Here is a 20,130-nt window from a genome sequence, read left to right as displayed (position 1 = left end):
CTAAAAGGTGAACCGCAAGCCCGCCGAGTAGCGCGCGTCCTGCTTCACCACGAAGGTGACGTTGCGGTCCGACCGCCGGTGGCCGCGACGATCCTCGCCGGTCAGATTGATCGCTTCGGCAAAAGCGGTCAGACCGGGGATGAACTCCCAGCTCGCCGTCGCGTCTAGCTGCCCATACCCCTCGGTATAGAAGGGGTTGATGCCGCCACCCGCGAGGAACTCGGCGCGGTAGTTGTACGACGCGCGCACCTGGATGCCGTTCTTGTCGTAGTAGAGGCTGGCATTGGCGCTGTCCGACAAGCCGTTCACCGCGAACTGCGCGGGCGACACGCTCGCTGGCAGCGAATTGTCGTAGTCACGGTTGCCGTTGACGATCGTGTAGTTAAGGTTGGTGCCGAAGCCGGTGTCCCAGAAGCTGTGCTGGATCGCGAACTCGAACCCCTCGATCGACGCAGTCTGGTCGCTGTTGAACGGTGTGGTGATCAGGAAGCTCACCGGCGCGTCCTCCGGCGTGCCGAGGATGGTCACCGGATTGCCGGCAGCGTCCCTGGTCACGGTGGTCGGGAAGTTCACGCCGATAAAGTCCCGGATCTGCGAGAACGTGGCACCGGCCCCGAGCGCCGCGATCGCGGCACGGTACCGCGGTCCGTTGGACGGATCGGTCAGGCCCGGCACCTGCGTGCGCACCTGGGTGGAGCCGATATAATTCGACACCTTCTTATGGAAATAGCCGACTGACGCGTAACTCTCCGGCGTGTAATACCACTCCGCCGACAGATCGATGTTCTTCGACTTGAACGGCACCAAGTTCGGATTGCCCGACGCGCCGTCGCCGTTGCCGCCCGCGCGGAACAGGGTGTTGAGCGTCAACCCGCCCTGAAGCGAGCCGTAGTCGGCACGGGTAATGGTGTGGCTGTACGACGCGCGCAGCTTGACGTTGCGGATCGGCTCCACGTCGAAGTCGACCGACGGCAGCCACTCATCATACTCGCCGGTAAAGGTCGTGAAGGTGCTCTGCCCCTGCGGCTGGATGATGTTGAACTCGTTAGGTGAGTTCTGCCGCGTGCCAGTCGATTGCGGTACCAGCGCCGTCGAGCGCACGGTGGTGTTCTCGTAGCGCAGGCCGCCGATCAGGTGCGCGGACCGATTGAACAGGTCAAAGGTGTTGTTGATCTGCAAATAGGGCGCCACCGTCTTCTCGCGGATGCGACGGTCAGTGGTGAAGGGGATGCGACAGTCGCCGTCACCACCGCAGATGCCGTAACGCTGGTCGAGCAGCGACACCACCTCCTCGAACCGGTAGCCGTAGAATTGCTGCGCGATGTTCGTCCCGTTGGCGCCGCTGATTCCTTTGAACTTGCTGGGAATGTCGATCAGCGAGAACAGATTGTCGGGCAGCAAGGCCGCTGCGGTCTGCCGAGCCGCGATGCTGTCGCCACCGGTGCCGCCCCACGTATCGTTCTGCAGCACGGCATAGGCCGAGCGCACCTTGTTGTCGGTATAGGCAAACCCCCAGTCGATCGAGTCAAGGAAGCTGCCGTCATGGTCATAATGACCCTTCAGCTGAACCTGGTTGATCCGGTCGCGGAAGTAGGACGTGCGGAATGCGCTGCCGGTCGGTGTGATCAGCGCCGCATTTAGCGGGTCGATCCCAGGCTGCATCTGGTAAGAGATGACCGGCAGGTCATTCTCAAAATTGATGGTCTGGTTGGCAACGCCGAAGATCGCGGTGCCCAGGGAGTTCGAGTTGCCGTACTGGTTGGTCGGCTTCGAGTCAGCGGTGGAATGGTGCGCGTCGAGGCCGATGGTGACGCCGCCCGGCGCCTCCCAGTTGAGGTTACCGCCAAGCGACTTGTTCTCGGTACGATAGGCGGTCAGCGCGCTAGAGTAGGACAGATCCTTCAGCGCCGAGTTGCGCCGCTCCGCGAACTGCTGCGCCGTCTCACCCGCGTTCAGCGTCGTCGGCAGGCCGAAGCGCTCGGTGTAGAAAATGGGACCGGCCACCGGACCGTCGGTCCAGGACGACGACGTGTCGCCGTGGTTGAACCAGATGCCGACGTTGTTGTTGCGGTTCGTCACCTCGTTGCGCGAGTAGGTGTAGTCGACCGTCGCGGTCAGCGTGTCGGTCGGCCGTACCTGCAGGACGAGCTGGCCGTTGATGCGCTCGCGGGTGAAATTGTTGACGTCGTACGACGCGTTCTGCGGCACCTCGTACACGTCGTTCGGGCCGGGGCGGTTAGTGATGTTGGCCGCACCAGGCGTGCCGGGCTGCGCCAGCGAGCCCCAGTTGTTCTCCGAGCCGAGATAGCCATCACGGTAGCCGACATTGGCGGTGTTCGCTGACGCCTTGCGCTTCTGATAGACGCCGTTCAGCAGGATACCGAAGCGGTCGCCGCCGAAGGTGGTCGAGAAGATGCCCGACACTTCGGGCGTGATGTCGTTCTTGCCGTTCTGCGAGGTGTCGATGACGCCACGCGCCGCGATCGAGCCGCGGGTGCCGATCTTATCGAGCGGGCGCGGCGTGCGGATGTTGATCGTCGAGCCGATACCACCCGACGGCACGCTGGCGCGGCCGGATTTGTACACTTCGAGCGCGGCGATGCCCTCGGATGCGAGGTTGGCGAAATCGAACGCGCGCGAGCTGGGCGCACCATTGCCGTCGCCGATCGTCGAGGTCGGCAGCTGGCGGCCGTTGAGGACGACGAGGTTGTATTCCGGGCCAAGGCCGCGGACGGTGACAAACGAGCCTTCGCCGTTCGACCGGTCGATCGACACGCCGGTGATGCGCTGGAGCGACTCGGCCAGGTTGGTGTCGGGGAACTTGCCGATGTCCTCGGCCGAGATCGCGTCGACCACACCCTGCGCGTCGCGCTTGATATCGGCCGACGCGCGCAAGGATGCGCGGATACCCGTGACGACGATGTCGCCGGTGGCGTCTGCCTCCTCCGGGGTCGACGCAGCGGCCTGATCACTGCCCGGTACGGCGCTCTGCACGGTCGCGGGCTGATCCCCGGGCCGCGGCTGGGGTTCGATCGTCGACGTGCCGGTGTTGCCCATGGCGGCGGCAGCATCCTGTGCCGCGGCGATGCCGGGCGCGCCGATCAGCGCGAGCGCCGATGTGCCGAGTACCAAATGCGAAAGCGAGCGAGCCGTGAAGCCACGCATCCTATATCCTCCCCTGTCGCGGACGCATGTCCGTCGCGCTTAACCTGTGAACGTTCACCTCTTCCGTTCGCCTGCGGCTGTCAAGACAATGAAACCGGTGTTGTGAACGTTCACCGGATATGCTGTGCAGTGTTGCACGAGGGCGACAGCGAGCGCGAACAGCGAGCGTGACAGCGCCGAGATCGGGAGAGAATCATGGTAAGACCGCTAGCCGCCGCGTTGCTCGGCGCTTCGTTCATCGCGCTGGTCGGCGCCGGCGCATCGGCGCAGCGGACGCCAACGGATCGCTCGGTCCCGACAACGACGGCCACCTCCGCCAGCGCAGCGCGTGCGCGTGCCGACGCGATTGTGGCGCGAATGACGCGGGCGGAGAAGCTGGCGCTCGTCCACGGCCTCTTCCCGCCGTTCGCCAAAGGCAAGACCTCCAACGAGCTGATCCCATCGGCAGGGCATATCGACGGCGTCCCGCGCCTGGGCGTGCCGCTGGTACGCGAAAGCGACGCGTCGCTCGGTGTTGCCAACCAGGTGGAGCAACGCGAAGGCGATGTCGCCACGGCCTTGCCTTCGAGCCTCGCCACCGCGGCAACCTTCGACCCCGCGATCGCTCGCGCGGGCGGCGCGATGATCGGCGCGGAGGCGCGCGCCAAACGCTTCAACGTTCTGCTCGCGGGTGGCGTCAACCTGACCCGGGATCCGTGGAACGGCCGCAACTTCGAGTATCTGGGCGAGGATCCGCTGCTCGCCGGGCGGCTCGCCGGCGCGCACATCGCGGGCGTGCAGTCGAACCGTATCGTCTCCACGGTCAAGCACCTCGCGCTCAACGCGCAGGAAACCGGGCGCATGGTGGTCGATGCGCGGATCGATGAGGCGAGCTTGCGGATGAGCGACCTGCTCGCGTTCCAGCTGGCGATCGAGGATGGCAAACCGGGCTCCGTCATGTGCGCCTACAACAAGGTCAACGGTGACTGGGCGTGCGAGAATCGTTTCCTGATGACCGACGTGTTGAAGCGCGACTGGGGCTATCCCGGCTGGGTGATGAGCGACTGGGGCGCGGTTCACTCGACGGCCAAGGCGGCGAACGCCGGGCTCGACCAGCAATCGGGTCAGGAACTCGACAAGGCGCCCTATTTCGCACAGCCATTGGCCGACGCGGTCGCATCGGGCGCGGTGCCGACCGCGCGGCTCGACGATATGGTCGCCCGCTACCTGACCGGGCTGATCGAGACGGGCGCCTACGACACGCCGGTGCCGTCCGCCGCGGTCACGCCGCCCTATGCCGCGCATGCCGAGGTCGCGCAGCGCGCGGCGGAAGCGGGCATCGTGCTCCTCAAGAACGACGGCGGCCTGCTGCCGATCGCGCGCACGGCCAAGCGCATCGTGGTGATCGGCGGCAACGCCGATGTCGGCGTGCTGTCGGGCGGCGGCTCCAGCCAGGTCCGCTCGGTGGGCGGCGCTCCCGTCGAGATCCCGCTTGCGACCGGCGGTTCGGCGTCGTTCGCGCGAATCACCTATCACGCCTCCTCGCCGCTCCTGGCGCTGCGCAAGGCGCTGCCGGGCGTACGGATCGACTGGGTCGACGGACGCAGCCTCAACGCGACGGTGGATGCCGCCAAGGCCGCGGACCTGGCGATCGTCTTCGCGACGCAGTGGACGACGGAGGCGGACGACGTGCCCGACCTGCGCCTGCCCAACCAGCAGGATGCGCTGATCGCCGCGATCGCCGAGGCGCAGCCGAAGACGGTGGCGGTGATGGAGACCGGCGGGCCCGTCCTGATGCCGTGGATCGCCAAGGTACCCGCGGTGGTGCAGGCCTGGTACCCCGGCCAGCGCGGGGGCGAGGCGCTCGCCGCGATCCTGACCGGCCGGGTCTCGCCGTCGGGCCGCCTGCCGATCACCTTTCCCGCCGACGCCTCGCAGCCGCCGCGTCCGCGCCCCGTCGGACTAGACCGCATGAGCGGGCTGGAAGCGGCGGCCGCAGCCAATCCTGCGGCCTCCTCGACCTTCGTGCTGGAGAGCTTCCCGGTCGATTACATCGAGGGTGCCGATGTCGGCTATCGCTGGTACGAGAAGAAGGGGCTGAAGCCGTTGTTCCCGTTCGGCCATGGGCTCAGTTATACGCAGTTCGCCTACCGCAATCCCGTCGTTACCGGCGGCAAGACGCTTCGTGTGACGTTCGAGGTGGTCAACACCGGTCGCCGCGAAGGCGCGGACGTCCCTCAGATGTACGTCGCGCGCGAGGGATCGAGCACTCCGATGCGGCTGGCAGGCTTCACCCGCGTCGTCCTCAAGCCCGGCGAGACGCGGCGTGTGACGCTGACGGCCGAGCCGCGGGTGGTGGCCGACTATGACACCAGGCTGCCGGGCTGGCGGATCGCGGGCGGCACCTATCGCGTGGCGCTGGCGCGCGACGCGACCGACCGGACGCTGGATCAAACCGCGACGCTGGATCCCGCGACGATGAAGCCGTGAGGCGTCAGCGTTTCCAGTAGCGGACGTAATCGATGGCCATCTCCTGCGGGAAGGCGCGGTCGTCGAGGCCTTTCTGCCCGCCCCAGTCTCCGCCCACTGCGAGGTTGAGGATCAGATGGTATGGCCGCGTAAACGGCCATGCCGCCTTGCCGCACGGCTGGTCGTTGGCCACGCGCATCACCTGGCGCCCATCGATGCCGATCGTGATCGCGTCGGCGCGCCAGTCGAGCTGGTAGCGGTGGAACGCGGTGCAGGCGGTCGGCACCGTCCGCTGCGCACCGCGCTGCGTTCCCTTGGTGTGGTTGAACGCGGCCGAGTGGAGCGTCGCGTGGATCACGGTCGGATCCCAGCCAACCATCTCCATGATGTCGATCTCGCCCTCGTCGGGCCAGGTGCCGCCGGACGGCAGCAACCAGATCGCCGGCCAGGCACCGCGCCCGCATGGCAGCCGCGCTCGTACCTCGTAGAAGCCGGTGCCGAAGGCGCCGCGGCTGACGAGCTTTGCCGAGCTGTAGGCCTGACCGCCCCAGTCCGGGAATCGCGCCTTCGACAGCGTCTCGGCCCGTGCCTCGATCACCAGCGCGCCGCGCTCGATCCGCGCGTTCTCGCGGCGGTCGGCCGCGTAATATTGCCGCTCGTGGTTGGGCCAGCCGGTCGGGTTGCGATCGACGTCGTAGCGCCAGCGGGTCGTATCCACGGTGCGGCCGGCGAACTCGTCGGAGAAAGTCGGTCGCGCGGTGGGCGTCGACATGGGGCCGTCGGCCGCATGGTCGGTCGCGCCGAGCGTCGCCGCCTGCGCAATCAGCAGCAGCGCAATCATGGGTAGCGGACCAATGTCTGGCGGATCGCGCCGGGCCGTGCCGCCTTGCCGACATCGTTGACCAAGTGCGCGATCGTGCCCTTGCCGCCGCCCAGCGAGATCGTCGTCACGCTGGCGAAGCTGACGCCCGGCGTGCGCGGCGCCTCGACCGCATGCTCGACCACGATCGAGGGATCGGCGGTAAAGTTGGCGTAGATGCCGAGCCCCGTTGCCTCGTGCGCCTTCACCCCGTCGGCGACCTTGTACGCGGCCCAGCCGCGCGTGCCGCCATCCTTATACGCGGCCTGGCTCGGCGGGTCATAGGGCAGTTCGCACTGGAAGAAATAGGTCCGTCCGCGTTCGCCGTTCCAGACCAGCTGGTGTTGGCGGAAATGCTCCACGAACAGGCCGTACACTGTCACATCGTCGCCGTTGACGACCATGCCTTGCTCGCCGACGCTCTCGTCCCAGCCGACATGGACGCGCCCGTTCTCGCGATCACCATGATCGGCCCGCCAGATCCACAGATGGTCGCCGATCACGTCCCGGCTGTTGATCTCCAGGCACGTACCCACCCGTCCCACCGCCGCCCCGCCGACGCGGAAGAACAGATCGGCTAGCAGCGTCGGATCGGCGGCATGGTCCCTGTTCGAGCCCGCCGGACCGACCTGGACGAGGACCGGTGATGGCACCGCGCCGGCATCGACCAGCAAGCCGGCAATTGACACGCCGGCCACGTCCGCGACTTCCAGCACCGCTCTGCCCTCCGTCGCCAGCAACGTCGCGAGTCCCAGGCCGAGTACCACTGTGCCCGCGCGCTCTACCCTTAGCGGTCGGCGCAACCGGTAGATGCCGGGGGTGAACAGCAGGTGCCGCCCGGCTGCCAGCGCCGCGGCGATCCGCTCCTCCGACGTGTCGGGCTTGGCGATCAGGAAGTCGGCCAGCGGGATGGAGCGGCCCGCGGAACGGCCGTTCTGCCAACTGGTGCCCACCGCGTCGCGGCGGAGCGCAGGGACGAACACGCCCCAGCCACCATCCTCGTCAACTTGGAGGAACGGCTTCTCACGGATCACCGGCACGCGCGGCAGGCTGGTATGCGGTGGTTCGGGAAAGCGCGTCGGCGGTGCGCCTGTGACGCCCATGAACATCATGTTCCAGTTGGCGCCCTGCCACGCTGTCATCGCGGTGTTGCGCGTGAACCATTGCTGCTGCGAGCCGGAGCGGACGACGCCGTCGATCCGGCAGTCGGCCATCAAGCCGCCGCTCGACCAGCCGCCATCGTCGAGTGCCAGGTCGCCGACCAGGTGCATGCGGCGATAGGGTGCGGCCTGCGACACCGCCCAGCGATCGGCGCGGTCGCGCGGGCGGACCGTCAGATTCTCCGCGCTCCGCCAGAAATTGACCAGCGCCATCCCCTTGGCCCAGTCCGCCTCGGCGTGGACATGGCCGTCGATGGTGACCGCACCCGGATCGAGACCCAGGCCCGCGACCTGCGTGAAGAAGCCGACATTTGCGTCGACGGCATAGCGACCAGGCTTGAACAGCACCGCGTAGCGCTCATCGGTGAAGTGGGCGCGTTCCTGCTGCCGGAAGACCCGATCCAGATGCAATTGCACGGCAGTGGCGGGCATGGCCGGATCAGCGACGAAGACGTTGGGTCCGAAGTCCGGCATCGGCGGACCGGCGAAAGCAGGCAGGCTCGCCGTCGCGGCGACGCCTGTCAGCCCGGCCAGCACGCTGCGCCGTGTCGGGTCGGTGAAATCGATCACATGTCCTCCATCAGCTACTCGATCGCCAGGAACGCCGTCACCGTCAGGCGCCCGGCCATGGGATCGGGTGATAGCGACGCGCCCGCCGAGATTGCACCGCTGTGTAGCAGGCAGGAACGGTAGAGCAGCGCGCGATTATAGGCGGCGTCGATCAGCTCGATCCGTTCGAACAGGTCGGTGTCGCCGGCGATATAGGCCGGCGCAGGTGGCCGAGCGTCCATTTCCACGTCCAGGTGCTTCTGATAGGTTTCCGCCCGCTCCTCGCGCACCGTCTCGAAGCCGGTGGAGCGGTGACGGAAAAAGGCGGTGCCGTCGCGATCGCCGGTCGACAGGTAATGGACGAGGGCAATCCGGTCGGCGCCGTGCCCATCGACGTGCGGCACGCGCTGCCCGCCGGTCAGGTACGCCGGCTGGCTGGTCACCATGGAGAAGCTCGCGTCGATGATGCGGATGCGGCGCACGCTCCCGAACGATCGGCCAAGCGCGCACGCGATCACCGGTAGCTGCGCTGCAAGATACGTCTCCGGCAGAGCAGCGCGTTGTCCCGGATAGTGATGGCCAGCGGCCTGGAAGCGCGCGACCGATGCGGCGCGCCGCAGCTGGTCGGGCTCGGGCGCGAACCCGTCGATCACGATCACCGGTTCGCCTTCCGCCCCGATCGAGGAGCGGACGATCGCGGGCCGGGTCACGTGGCGTTACTTGACGTGATGATCCGCATCATCGATCCGATGTCACAAGATCATGATGAAAGAAATGCTTATGCTCGGTCGGTGCCGCAGGACCATGTTGATGCTCACGGTTGCGACGATGTGTGCCCCAGCGGCCGCACAGGTCGCACACCCCGAGCAATGGCCTGCGGCCAAGCCTCCTACCATGCCCGACACCGCGACGGAGCGGCGGATCGACGCTCTGATGGCGCGCATGTCGCTGGAGCAGAAGGTCGGTCAGGTCGTGCAAGGGGATATCGCCTCGATCACGCCCGAGGACGTACGCCGCTATCATCTCGGCTCGGTATTCAATGGTGGCAACTCGGATCCTGGCGGCAAGTACAATGCGCCCGCGAAGGATTGGCTGGCGCTCGCCGACGCCTTCTGGGATGCCTCGACCACGTCCGATCCCAAGCTCCCGCGCATTCCGGCGATCTGGGGCATCGATGCAGTGCACGGCCACTCAAACGTCGTCGGCGCCACACTCTTCCCGCATAACATCGGACTTGGCGCGATGCGCGATCCTGATCTTATGCGTCGCATCGGCGCGGCAACGGCGGTCGAGATGCGTGTCACTGGCATCGACTGGACCTTCGCACCCACCATCGCGGTGGTGCGGGACGACCGTTGGGGGCGGACCTACGAAGGTTTCGGCGAGACATCCGAGGTCGCGACCAGCTACGCCGGACCGCTGGTCGAGGGGCTGCAGGGTCGCATCGGCGACAAGGATTGGCTGCGCGGCCCACATGTCATCGCCACCGCTAAGCATTTCCTGGGCGACGGCGGCACCAAGGACGGCAAGGACCAGGGCGACGCGCAACTGAGCGAAGCGCAACTTCAGGACCTGTTCGCGGACCCCTATTACGCCGCGTTGAAGGCGGGCGTGCAGTCGGTCATGGCCAGCTTTTCCAGCTGGAACGGCGCCAAGATGACGGGCAACGAGAGCCTGCTAACCGGCGTGCTCAAGAACCGGATGGGTTTCGATGGCTTCATCGTCGGGGACTGGAACGGCCACGGACAAGTCGCGGGCTGTACCAACACCAACTGCCCACAAGCGCTCAAGGCCGGGCTCGACGTGTACATGGCGCCCGACAGCTGGAAAGGCATCTGGGAGACCACGCTCGCCGGCGTCAAGGCGGGCACAATCCCTATGGGCCGCCTTGATGACGCGGTCCGCCGCGTGCTGCGCGTCAAGATGCGCGCCGGCATCTTCGAGGCGGTGAAGCCGTCCGCGCGTCCGTTCGCCGGTCGCTACGACCTGCTCGCCTCGCCCGAGCATAAGGCGATCGCACGCCAGGCGGTGGCCGAATCGTTGGTACTGCTGAAGAACAGCGGCGTGCTGCCGCTGAAACCCGGCGCCTCGATCCTGGTAGCAGGGGATGCCGCCGACGATGTCGCCCGCCAATCGGGCGGCTGGACGCTGTCGTGGCAGGGCACCGATACCAAACCTGCCGACTTCCCCAACGCAACCTCGATCTGGCGGGGGATCGAAGAGAACGTGAAGACAGCGGGCGGTCGCGCGGCGCTCAGCCCTGACGGTCGCTTCCAAACGAAGCCGGATGCGGCAATCGTCGTCTTCGGCGAGACCCCCTACGCCGAATTTCAAGGTGATCGCGCCGACGTGGGGTTCGACGACACCGCCGACACGCTCACCACGATTAAACGGTTGAAGGCGGCGGGCGTGCCGGTAGTGGCCGTGTTCCTCTCAGGCCGGCCTTTGTGGGTGAACCCCTATCTCAACACCGCCGACGCGTTCGTCGCCGCGTGGCTGCCGGGATCGGAGGGTGCGGGTGTTGCCGACGTGCTGTTCGGCCAGCGCGAGTTCCGCGGGCGCCTACCCTACAGTTGGCCAGCACGTAGGGATCAAACGCCGCTTAACGTCGGTGAACCCGGCTACGCTCCCCTGTTCGCCTATGGTTTCGGCCTGACCACCAAGGACGATGGCAAGCTTGCCCTGTTGCCAGAAGAGCGAAGTGGCGGAGCGGGCGATCGCAACACGCTATTCGCGCGTGGAACGGTCGGCAATGGTCGCCGCCTGCTACTTGGCGCAACTGGGCAGCCGCTCGTCGCCAATCCCGGTCCCGACTTGATCACTCAACGCGCGGCAGACCGCGTCTCACAGGAAGATTCAAACCGAATCATATGGACCGGCCGCGCCTCCGCTACCGCGGCTCTGGTCGGCGCGCCCGTCGATCTGACGCGTGAAGCGAACGGCGACGTGGCGCTGCTAGTCGACCTGCGCGTCGACGGGGGACCTTCCGCACCGGTGACACTGAATGGCGTCGCGGTGACCGAACGGCTTCGCGCGCTGGCGGGCCGCTGGGGCCAGCTCGCGGTGCCATTGCGCTGCCTCACCGATCGCTCGCGTGTGACGCGGCCGTTCGCGATGATCACGGCCGGGCAACTCGACGTAACGATCTCGGCAATACGATTTGGAAGCGCTGCGGGCGACGTTGTCGACTGTCGCAAACACCGATGATCCAAACGGGCACTGTCAGCGCAAATGCACCAGCTGGTAAGCCGGTGGTGATAGAGACGGGACATGCCCCGCCAGCACAAGCCGCCCTGGCTCTGTCAAACCAACGTGGCAGCGCTGCGACAGGGCTGATACGATCCCGGCGTGAGCCGCAAATCCAGAGCCAAGCCGCCCTCCCCGTTTCGCCGCTTCAACTCGTCGCCGGAGGTGATCCGGCTGGTGGTGCTCATGTACGTGCGGTTTCCGCTGTCGCTGCGGAACGTGGAGGACCTGCTGTTCGAGCGCGGGATCGACATCTGTCATGAGACGGTGCGGCTCTGGTGGAACAGGTTCGGTCCGTTGTTCGCAGGCGACATCCGCCGCCAGCGGGTCAGCCGCATGCGTGGCTTTCGCCACTGGCGATGGCACCTGGATGAAATGTACGTGAAGCTGAACGGCGAGATGGTCTACCTGTGGCGAGCGGTGGATCACGAAGGCGAGGTGCTCGAGAGCTACGTCACCAGGACCCGTGACAAGGCAGCTGCCCTCACCTTCATGAAGAAGGCGCTGAAGCGTCACGGCGCGCCTGAGGCGATCACCACCGATGGCCTGCGCTCCTATCGTGCGGCGATGAACGAGCTCGGAAACGCCGAGAAGCAGGATGTAGGCCGCTGGGCCAACAACAGGGTGGAGAACAGCCATCTGCCGTTCCGACGACGAGAGCGTGCGATGCTCCGCTTCCGGCAGATGAAGAGCTTACAAAAGTTTGCCTCTGTCCACGCCAACGTCCACAACCACTTCAGCTTGGAGCGCCACCTCACCGATCGACAGACCTACCGCGAACGACGCTCCGCTGCATTGGCGGAGTGGCAGGTGCTCGCCAGCTAGGGCCCTGCCCTCAAAGACCGACATGCACCGTGTGGAGAGCGGTTCGCGTTAGACTGACAGCACCCACGCAGGCAAAAGAGCGGGTCGGCACGAGGCCGACCCGCAGGCTCTTGGGGGGTTTTCCAAGTAGCTGCCTGCTACCGACCATCGATGACGCGCCGAAGACGGATCAGCGATGCTTTCGTGGCAGGCTTGATGTGGCGATCGTACCGCTGGCCGATTGGCAGCAGGCCTGACCACGGCCAATCACGCTCCGTCGGACCCGTCATTCACACGAGGCAGCGGTGCCACGACGACATGGAGTGACCAACAACTACCGTGGGAGCTGCGCAGCCGGTGAAGCTCTTTCGACGTAAAAGGTTGGAACGCAGGTGGAATTGTCGGAACGTCGATCCTTGGCAAGATTAATGCTCTCGACGCTGGGCATGATTGCCAAGGGCGTCGAGGAGAAGATCCATGGCCGACAACAATCTCAAGGAACTCGTGTCCCAGGGACTGAGTGCGATGAAGGCGGGTAGCGACGTGGCTGCCCACGCGACCGACGAGATCAGCAACGACGCGCGCCACCCCGACTTGAAGGCGGCGCTCGAAGAGGGCAATCGGACGTCGCAGGAGTGGGCGCGGCGGATCGACCAGGCGATGGAACAGACGGGCCCTGGTCAGCAGGGTGATAACAAGATCCTCGAGGCGCATTACGAAGTTAGCCGTCTTATTCGGCAGCAGGCACCCGACGATCAATCGCGTGACCTCGGCATCGTGGCTGCGGGGCAGTTGGCGCTGCATTACTGGATCGCGTCGTTCGGCACGATGGCGAGCTACCTGAAGGCGGTTGGCCTGGACGACGCTGCCGAGCAGATGAAGAAGTCGGCGGACGAAGCGAAGCAGGCGGACCAGCAGCACACCGAATTGGCCGAGAAGCTGCTCGCGGCATAATACATTCTCGGGAGCGGCGCAGCTATGCCGCTCCCGAGGATCTTCAAAGCGGCCGATTATATGCTGATTGTGCTAGACCCGGTGCGCCGCCTCATCAATCGGCCGCTCGAAAGCAAGCATGTGGGAGACAGCCGCTGATCTCCTCCATCGCTGATCTGATCTCGATACGGACACCGATCGCATGCTACACGCGCTTATGGCGGATGAGATCGAACTCAAGTTGGACCTGACGCGAGAAGCCATCGATGCGCTCGGCGCCGCCGACTTCTGGCCGGGCGAGCCAACCGTAGCCGAGCAGCAATCTATCTACTTCGATACGCCCGACCAGGAGCTATTCGCGGCGGGCCTGTCGCTGCGCATTCGTCGATCGGGTCGCAAGCGAGTGCAGACGATCAAGGCGGAGGGCACTGTCAGACCAACGTGGCAGCGGCGCGGGAGCTCTGATACGACCCCGGTGTGAGCCGCAAATCCAGAGCCAAGCCGCCCTCCCCGTTTCGCTACTTCAACTCGTCGCCGGAGGTGATCCGGCTGGTGGTGCTCATGTACGTGCGCTTCCCGCTGTCGCTGCGGAACGTCGAAGACCTGTTGTTCGAGCGTGGCATCGACATCTGTCACGAGACGGTGCGCATGTGGTGGAACAGGTTCGGGCCGATGTTTGCAGGCGAGGTACGCAGCAAACGGGTAAGCCGCATGCGCGGCTTTCGCCATTGGCGCTGGCATCTGGACGAGATGTACGTGAAGCTGAACGGTGAGATGGTCTACCTGTGGCGGGCGGTGGACCACGAGGGTGAGGTGCTCGAGAGCTACGTCACCAGGACCCGCGACAAGGGCGCAGCACTCCGGTTCATGAAGAAGGCGCTGAAGCGCCACGGCTCACCAGAGGCGATCACCACCGACGGTCTCCGCAGCTACCGTGCTGCGATGAACGAGCTCGGCAACGCCGAGAAGCAGGAGGTCGGCCGCTGGGCCAACAACCGGGTGGAGAACAGCCACCTGCCATTCCGACGAAGAGAGCGAGCGATGCTCCGGTTCAGGCAGATGAAGAGCTTACAGAAGTTCGCCTCTGTCCACGCCAACGTTCACAACCACTTCAGCCTGGAGCGTCACCTCACCGATCGACAAACCTACCGGGAACGACGCTCCGCCGCGCTGGCGGAGTGGCAGGTGCTCGCCAGCTAGGCTCCTGCCCTCAAAGACCCGGGTGCATCGTGTGGAGAGCGGTTCGCGTTAGACTGACAGCACCCGGCCTTGCCCATCATCTTGAGCGCGTCCCCGCCGTACAGCGTGCCGTAGTGGTTGGTCTCGCCCGGAAAGACCATGTCGAGCAAATGGAGCGCATTGCGGTCTACGCACGCTGTGACATCGATCGGCGGCAGAGGCAGGCGCGTCGCCGATCCCTTCTGCGCGACCAGCGTGAAGCGTCCGCGCGTGCAAAGCCGCCGATCGCCAGTGACCGGTGCTTCGGCAACCAGCTCGACGTCGACATCGAGCGAGCTGGTGCCAACACGGACTATCTGGCCGGTCACCTCCACCATGTCGCCCGCGCGCGCCGGCGCTGTGAAATCGATCTTCTCGGACGCAGCGGTGACGAAGGACGCGCGGCCGTGGCGTGACGCGGCCAGGAACGCGACCTTGTCCATGTGCGCCAGCGCGACGCCGCCGAACAGGGTGCCGTGGTGGTTGGTGTCACCCGGGAACACCATGTCGATGAGCTGTACGGCGCGTGCGGATGCCTCCATCTCGGCGCTCGCCGGTGGGCTTGCGGTGTCGGTCATGTCGGCGTTGTTCCTGTCGCGCCTGCCCGAATGGTGCGACGGCCGTAGCGCTGGGCAAGCGCGGCGCAGACCATCAGCTGCATCTGGTGAAACAGCATCAGCGGAATGACGATCAGGCCGGCGGCGCCGGCCGGGAAGATGATGTTGGCCATCGGCAACCCGCTCGCCAGGCTCTTCTTCGATCCGCAGAACACGATCGCGATCTCGTCGTCCGCCGTGAACCGCAGTAGGCGGCTGGCGACCATCGTGAAGGCCAGCACGAGTGCCAGCATCGCGAGGTCGAGCGCAATCACCAGCGCCAGGCTCTTCGGCGTCACTTTGCTCCACAGGCCCGCGACCACTCCGGCGCTGAAGGCTGAGTAGACCACGAGCAGGATCGAGCCGCGATCAACCACCATCGTCAGCATCTTGCGGCGGTGCAGCCAGCCGCCGATCAGCGGCCGTGCGGCTTGGCCAAGGAGGAAGGGCAGCAGGATTTGGAGCGCGATGTCCGCGACCGCGGTCAGCGACGTACCGCTGCCGGCTGCGCCGAGAAGGGCCGTGGCGAGCAGCGGGGTGATCACCACACCTGCCAGGTTGGACAACGACGCACAGCAGAGTGCCGCCGGCACGTTGCCCTGCGCCATCGACGTAAAGGCGATGGACGACTGCACAGTGGAGGGAAGCAGCGACAGGAAGAGGAGGCCGGTGACCAGCCCGTCATCCAGTTGTCCCCTGGTCAACATGGCGATGCCGAGCCCGATGACGGGGAAGACGGCAAAGGTCGTGACGAGGACCAGCACTTGCAGTCGCCAATGCATGATACCTGCCCGAATATCCTGTGGCGTGATCCTAGCGCCGTAGAGGAAGAACAAGAGCGCAAAGGCTGCGTGCACGGCGGTGTCGAGCGCATCGCTCGCCCCGCCCCGCGCAGGGATGAGTGCCGCGAGCGCCACCGTACCGACGATCGCGAGCATGTAGCTATCGAGGCGCCATCGACGCAGCAACGCGATCATCACGGCCTCCGACCCGAGCCGGTCACGCCGCTGCCAACTCTTGGCGCACGAGCGCCGCGCCTGCCCCCAGCGCTTTCAGCTTGGCGGAAGCGACGTCGCGCGCCAGCGGCGCCATGCCGCAGTTGGTCGCGGGGATAAGCTTGTCCGCGTCGACGAATCGAAGCGCGTCTCGCAGCGTGGCGGCGACCTCCTCCGGCGTCTCCACCGTGTCGGTTGCGACGTCGATCGCGCCGACCATCACCTTCTTGCCGCGGACCAGCTCGATCAGCTCCATCGGCACGCGGGAGTTCTGGCACTCGAGCGAGATGATATCGATGCTGGACGTCTGCAGGTTGGGGAAGGTCCGCTCGTACTGGCGCCACTCCGACCCCAGCGTCTTCTTCCACTCGGTGTTGGCCTTGATGCCGTAGCCGTAGCAGATGTGGACCGCGGTCTCGGCCTTGAGCCCTTCCGCGGCCTTCTCCAGCGTAGCGATCCCCCAGTCGTTCGCCTCGTCAAAGAAGACGTTGAACGCCGGTTCGTCGAACTGGATGATGTCGACGCCGGCGGCTTCCAGCTCGCGCGCCTCCTGGTTCAGGATCAGCGCGAACTCCCAGGCCAGCCTCTCGCGGCTCCGGTAATGGGCGTCGTAGAGCGTATCGATCATCGTCATGGGCCCGGGCAGCGTCCACTTGATCGGCAGGTCGGTCTGCGCGCGCAGGTAGCGCGCGTCCTCGACGAAGACGGACTCGGGGCGTGACACGGCGCCCACCACCGTTGGCACGCTGGCGTCGTAGCGGTCACGGATGCGCACGGTTTCGCGCTTCTCGAAGTCGACTCCGCCGAGATGCTCGACGAAGGTCGTCACGAAATGCCGGCGCGTCTGCTCGCCGTCGCCGACGATGGTCATGCCCGCTCGCCGCTGATCATCCACGGCGAGGCGCAGCGCATCGCGCTTTGCCGCGGCGAGTTCCTCGCCCTCCAGTCTCCACGGCGACCACAGCACCTCCGGCTGAGCGAGCCAGGAGGGTTTGGGCAGGCTGCCCGCGGTCGTGGTCGGCAACAACGTCGTCGTCATGTCGAAGTACCTTGTTCGGGCGATCAGAGGGCGCAGCTTGCCGACCACTGCGCGAGCAGGGCGGCGTGCGGCTTCATGAAGTGCTCTTCGGCAAAGCGGCCCTGCTCGACGGCAAGCCTGCTGCGCTCCTCGCGATCGTAGACGATGCGGGTCAGCGAGAAATCCTGGTAGGTGAGACTGGGTCGGTAGTCCTGCGCGGCGACCGAATTCGCGTTGTAGATCTCAGGGCGGTAGATCTTCTGAAACGTCTCCATCGTGCCGATTGTGCTCGCCAGTTCGAGATGCGTGTAATCGTCGAGCAGATCACCCAAATGGTAGAAGGCGAGCGGCGCCACGGCGTGCGGGGGCATGAAGTAGCGGACTTTCATGCCCATCTTGGCGAAATAGGCGTCGGTCGGGGACGGCGCGTCGTTGCGGTACTCGACGCCGAGGATCGGATGCGCGTTCGGGGTGCGGTGATAGACTTCCTTGCTCGACACGCTGAGGCAGATCACCGGCGGCTTGGCGAACGTCTCGCGATACGCGGCCGAGCCTAGAAGCGCTTTGAAGAGGTTACCGTGGAGGTCGCCGAAGCCTTCCGGCGCGCCGCCGCTCGGATGCTGCCGGAGGTGGTCCGGCAGGACCACGCTGAAGTCGTAGTCGCGGACGTAAGACGAGAAATTGTTACCGACCATTCCGGCGACGCGCTCGCCGCTGCGCTTGTCGACGACCGCCGTCTCCAGGATCTCGATCAGCGGAAAGGGTTCATCGCTCCGCGCCTCCACGGTCAATGCGGCGGAGACGATGAACAGTTCGACGGCGTAGCGATCCCCCGCCGGGTTGTCCCAATGCATGAGCGAGTTGAAGCGGTTGTCGATCATCCTCAGCGTGTTGCGCAGGTTCTCCCGGCGGCGCTCGCCACGGGCAAGATTGGCGAAATTGGTCGTCGCGCGCGTGCCGTCAGATGGACGGTAGTTCTCGTTGAAGGGGATGCGGCTGATCGAGAATGTGAAATCGTTGCCCGTCATGACTCACCTGCAATGGTCGGGCAGGGGAGCCGAAGGAGCGCGCAGGCATCGGCCGGCTACGGCATCAGCCGCAAGCCTTCTTCCAAGCGCGATCCACCGGAGGAACCCCCGTCCGAGGAACGTATCGCGTCGGAGGCAGGTCTCCTGGCTCACGGGTCGACACGTCAGCTCCGGCCTTCCCGGACCTTTTGCGAGGTCCAGTGACACACGAAGGAGCCGCCGCTCACCGCTTACAGTTGCGGGGGCAGCGCCGGAGTCTGCCCACTAGGGACATCACCGGCTTCCCGTCTTAGCCCCACCGCCATGCCTGGGATGGGGAACCTCGACGCAGTCTTTCAACACCGCCACGCCTCCGCTGTCAATCTCAATATAAAGATATCTTTATATCGTAATACGTGGCTTCCTCTGAGACCGATGCCTCGGGGAGTATGGCTCTAGGTCCTCCTGAACGACCGCCGTCTCAATTTCGATGCGTCCAGTCACCGGAGCCACCCGGTTCACGTGAACGAGCGGAAGAAGTCGGGAATGCGCACGAGAGCGCCGAATGCCCGAGATTGGGTCGACGCAGCTAGCTCTTCGAGAGCCAGCCGCGCCGTCGATCACGCCAGCGTGCGAACGCTCGGTTCGCGATCCCAATAGCGCTTCTTGGCCGCTTCCACGAACCCGGCAAGGTCTGTGACGCCGTCGTCCGCTTCGACGCCGGCCTTGTTAAGCAGCGGCTTGGCCGCGTCGTTATGCCCGATCGCCTTGAGGTGGCCGAAGGCGTCCATCACCCACTGCACGGCCGCGCCCTCCTTGCAGAGTTTGGTCGTCGCCTCAGCCGACAGGATCACCGCGCAGGCGTCGACTGTCACCGAAGGCTGGCCGAACAGCTGCTTGTCGGCGATAACGGCGGAACCGTCCGACAGCGGCACCTTGCCGACCTTGGGCGCGATCAGCAGCGCATGGCCCTTGGCCTTGGCGACCGCATCGGTCAGCGCGGCGACCTCGCCCGCGTCCGACCCCTCCGCGATCAGGATGCCGACGGTTCGGCCCTCCAGCGTGTGCTTCTCCAGCGGCCCACGGATGATGCGAAGCGCGGGCGACGGCTCCATGTCGATCACCGGCGCGGCGGTCGGCGATGCCTCGGGCAGATCCATAGCGAGGCCGTCCGCGACGCGGCGCGCCAGGTCCTCGTCAACGTTGCGTAGGTTGGCCATCATCGCGGTGCGGATGTGCTCCAGCGACACCTTCGACAGCTCGAACACGAAGGCCGACGCGATATGCGCCTGCTCGGCCGGGTCCATCGAGCGAAAGAAGAGACGCGCCTGGCTGTAATGGTCGGCGAAGCTCTCCGGCCGGATCCGCAGCTTCTGCCCCTGCTCTTCCGAGGGGAATGTCTTGTACCCGCCCGCCGGGTCCTCGCGCGCGCCGCCCGGTTCGCCCGCCTTGGCGAGGCTGTTGGGCTCGTAATTGGCGCGGCCCTTGGGCACCGCCATCTGCATGTGACCATCACGCTGCTGGTTCATGAACGGGCAGCCCGCCGCCTCGGCACGGCCCTTCGCCGCGTTGATCGGTAGCTGGTGGAAGTTGACCGAGCCGAGCCGCGACAGCTGCGTGTCGGTGTAGCTGAACAGTCGCCCCTGGAGCAGCGGATCGTTCGAGAAGCCGATACCGGGTACGACGTGGCTCGGCACGAAGGCCGCCTGCTCGGTTTCGGCGAAATAATTGTCCGGGTAACGGTCGAGCACCATCTTGCCGACGATCCGAACGGGCAGCACTTCTTCAGGAATGATCTTGGTAGCGTCGAGCACGTCATAGGGCTGGCTGTTGGCGAATTCCTCGTCGAACAACTGCATGCCCAACTCCCACTCGGGATAGTCGCCGCGCTCGATCCGCTCGAACAGGTCGCGGCGCTGGAAGTCGGGATCGGCGCCGGCGATCTTCACCGTCTCGTCCCAGATCGTCGAGGCGAGCCCCGCCTTGGGCTTCCAGTGGAACTTGACGAACGTCGACTTGCCTTCCTTGTTGATGAACCGGAAGGTGTGGACGCCGAACCCCTCCATGTTGGCGAAGGTACGCGGCAGCGTGCGGTCCGACATCGCCCACATGATCATGTGGGTGGATTCGGG

At 65.7% G+C, this 20,130-nt stretch carries 15 protein-coding genes and 1 riboswitch; of the genes, 6 read left to right on the top strand and 9 right to left on the bottom strand.

From position 1 onward, the window contains the following. Entirely contained in the window at positions 1 to 3,165 is a 3,165-nt protein-coding gene (locus BM145_RS14795) for a TonB-dependent receptor (protein WP_093334437.1), read from the bottom strand. Between the two features lie 195 nt (positions 3,166 to 3,360). Between BM145_RS14795 and BM145_RS14790 the strand changes: the two genes are divergently transcribed. Beyond that, the gene (locus tag BM145_RS14790; protein WP_093334436.1) at positions 3,361 to 5,634 is read left to right on the top strand and encodes a beta-glucosidase; all 2,274 of its coding nucleotides are present in this window, start codon (positions 3,361 to 3,363) and stop codon (positions 5,632 to 5,634) included. A 4-nt stretch (positions 5,635 to 5,638) separates the two neighbouring features. Here the strand turns inward: BM145_RS14790 and BM145_RS14785 are convergent, their stop codons facing one another. Genes BM145_RS14785 through BM145_RS14775 form a run of 3 tightly spaced genes read right to left on the bottom strand, consistent with a single transcriptional unit; the run spans position 5,639 to position 8,891 of the window. Next, the gene (locus tag BM145_RS14785) at positions 5,639 to 6,454 is read right to left on the bottom strand and encodes a glycoside hydrolase family 16 protein (RefSeq protein WP_093334435.1); all 816 of its coding nucleotides are present in this window, start codon (positions 6,452 to 6,454) and stop codon (positions 5,639 to 5,641) included. Beyond that, positions 6,451 to 8,202 carry an adenylyl cyclase gene (locus tag BM145_RS14780; RefSeq protein WP_245739391.1) on the bottom strand — a complete coding sequence of 584 codons (1,752 nt, stop codon included), beginning with the start codon at positions 8,200 to 8,202 and terminating at the stop codon, positions 6,451 to 6,453. Before BM145_RS14780 ends, BM145_RS14785 begins: the two co-directional genes overlap by 4 nt. 14 nt (positions 8,203 to 8,216) lie before the next feature. Next, positions 8,217 to 8,891, bottom strand: coding sequence for a DUF6445 family protein (locus BM145_RS14775; RefSeq protein ID WP_093334434.1), 675 nt, complete (start codon positions 8,889 to 8,891; stop codon positions 8,217 to 8,219). 70 nt (positions 8,892 to 8,961) lie between these two features. On the opposite strand from BM145_RS14775, the gene BM145_RS14770 reads away from it, so the two are divergent. The 5 genes from BM145_RS14770 to BM145_RS14750 all read left to right on the top strand — a co-directional run bounded on the left by BM145_RS14770 (position 8,962) and on the right by BM145_RS14750 (position 14,364). Beyond that, positions 8,962 to 11,388 (top strand): glycoside hydrolase family 3 protein, encoded by a 2,427-nt coding sequence (locus BM145_RS14770; protein ID WP_425441103.1) that lies wholly within the window; start codon positions 8,962 to 8,964, stop codon positions 11,386 to 11,388. A 141-nt stretch (positions 11,389 to 11,529) separates the two neighbouring features. Beyond that, complete coding sequence (locus BM145_RS14765) at positions 11,530 to 12,252, top strand: IS6 family transposase (protein ID WP_093334432.1); 723 nt, start codon at positions 11,530 to 11,532, stop codon at positions 12,250 to 12,252. 456 nt (positions 12,253 to 12,708) lie between these two features. Continuing rightward, a complete protein-coding gene (locus BM145_RS14760) occupies positions 12,709 to 13,185 on the top strand; it encodes a DUF892 family protein (RefSeq protein ID WP_093334431.1) in 477 nt (158 codons plus the stop codon). A 196-nt stretch (positions 13,186 to 13,381) separates the two neighbouring features. Then, the gene (locus BM145_RS14755) at positions 13,382 to 13,645 is read left to right on the top strand and encodes a CYTH domain-containing protein (protein ID WP_093334449.1); all 264 of its coding nucleotides are present in this window, start codon (positions 13,382 to 13,384) and stop codon (positions 13,643 to 13,645) included. After that, complete coding sequence (locus tag BM145_RS14750; RefSeq protein ID WP_093334430.1) at positions 13,642 to 14,364, top strand: IS6 family transposase; 723 nt, start codon at positions 13,642 to 13,644, stop codon at positions 14,362 to 14,364. Before BM145_RS14755 ends, BM145_RS14750 begins: the two co-directional genes overlap by 4 nt. On the opposite strand, the gene BM145_RS14745 is transcribed toward BM145_RS14750, so the two are convergent. The 5 genes from BM145_RS14745 to BM145_RS14725 all read right to left on the bottom strand — a co-directional run. Further along, positions 14,361 to 14,960 (bottom strand): hotdog domain-containing protein, encoded by a 600-nt coding sequence (locus BM145_RS14745; RefSeq protein ID WP_245739385.1) that lies wholly within the window; start codon positions 14,958 to 14,960, stop codon positions 14,361 to 14,363. The two genes, BM145_RS14750 and BM145_RS14745, sit on opposite strands and share 4 nt — an antisense overlap. Then, complete coding sequence (locus BM145_RS14740; RefSeq protein ID WP_218149668.1) at positions 14,957 to 15,955, bottom strand: bile acid:sodium symporter family protein; 999 nt, start codon at positions 15,953 to 15,955, stop codon at positions 14,957 to 14,959. The genes BM145_RS14745 and BM145_RS14740 overlap by 4 nt, the downstream gene beginning before the upstream one ends. Before the next feature lie 22 nt (positions 15,956 to 15,977). Beyond that, entirely contained in the window at positions 15,978 to 17,012 is a 1,035-nt protein-coding gene (locus BM145_RS14735) for a methionine synthase (protein WP_093334429.1), read from the bottom strand. Between the two features lie 23 nt (positions 17,013 to 17,035). Next, positions 17,036 to 18,019 (bottom strand): DUF1852 domain-containing protein, encoded by a 984-nt coding sequence (locus BM145_RS14730; RefSeq protein ID WP_093334428.1) that lies wholly within the window; start codon positions 18,017 to 18,019, stop codon positions 17,036 to 17,038. Positions 18,020 to 18,136: 117 nt separating this feature from the next. Then, positions 18,137 to 18,358, bottom strand: a riboswitch (cobalamin riboswitch). A gap of 260 nt (positions 18,359 to 18,618) precedes the next feature. Continuing rightward, a partial coding sequence (locus BM145_RS14725) for a catalase (protein WP_093334427.1) occupies positions 18,619 to 20,130 on the bottom strand: 1,512 nt, incomplete at its 5' end.

Origin of the sequence: Sphingomonas rubra (assembly GCF_900115745.1) — a bacterium.
Lineage (GTDB): Bacteria > Pseudomonadota > Alphaproteobacteria > Sphingomonadales > Sphingomonadaceae > Sphingomonas > Sphingomonas rubra.
The sequence above is the reverse complement of the archived record's forward strand: the minus strand, read 5'-3'. Positions and strand labels throughout refer to the sequence as shown.

Coding starts and splice junctions, on each gene's coding strand:
- BM145_RS14735 (WP_093334429.1), bottom strand. CDS start 17,012: ATGACGACGACGTTGTTGCCGACCACGACCGCGGGCAGCCTGCCCAAA.
- BM145_RS14745 (WP_245739385.1), bottom strand. CDS start 14,960: ATGACCGACACCGCAAGCCCACCGGCGAGCGCCGAGATGGAGGCATCC.
- BM145_RS14795 (WP_093334437.1), bottom strand. CDS start 3,165: ATGCGTGGCTTCACGGCTCGCTCGCTTTCGCATTTGGTACTCGGCACA.
- BM145_RS14785 (WP_093334435.1), bottom strand. CDS start 6,454: ATGATTGCGCTGCTGCTGATTGCGCAGGCGGCGACGCTCGGCGCGACC.
- BM145_RS14760 (WP_093334431.1), top strand. CDS start 12,709: ATGGCCGACAACAATCTCAAGGAACTCGTGTCCCAGGGACTGAGTGCG.
- BM145_RS14790 (WP_093334436.1), top strand. CDS start 3,361: ATGGTAAGACCGCTAGCCGCCGCGTTGCTCGGCGCTTCGTTCATCGCG.
- BM145_RS14730 (WP_093334428.1), bottom strand. CDS start 18,019: ATGACGGGCAACGATTTCACATTCTCGATCAGCCGCATCCCCTTCAAC.
- BM145_RS14740 (WP_218149668.1), bottom strand. CDS start 15,955: ATGATCGCGTTGCTGCGTCGATGGCGCCTCGATAGCTACATGCTCGCG.
- BM145_RS14770 (WP_425441103.1), top strand. CDS start 8,962: ATGCTCGGTCGGTGCCGCAGGACCATGTTGATGCTCACGGTTGCGACG.
- BM145_RS14755 (WP_093334449.1), top strand. CDS start 13,382: ATGGCGGATGAGATCGAACTCAAGTTGGACCTGACGCGAGAAGCCATC.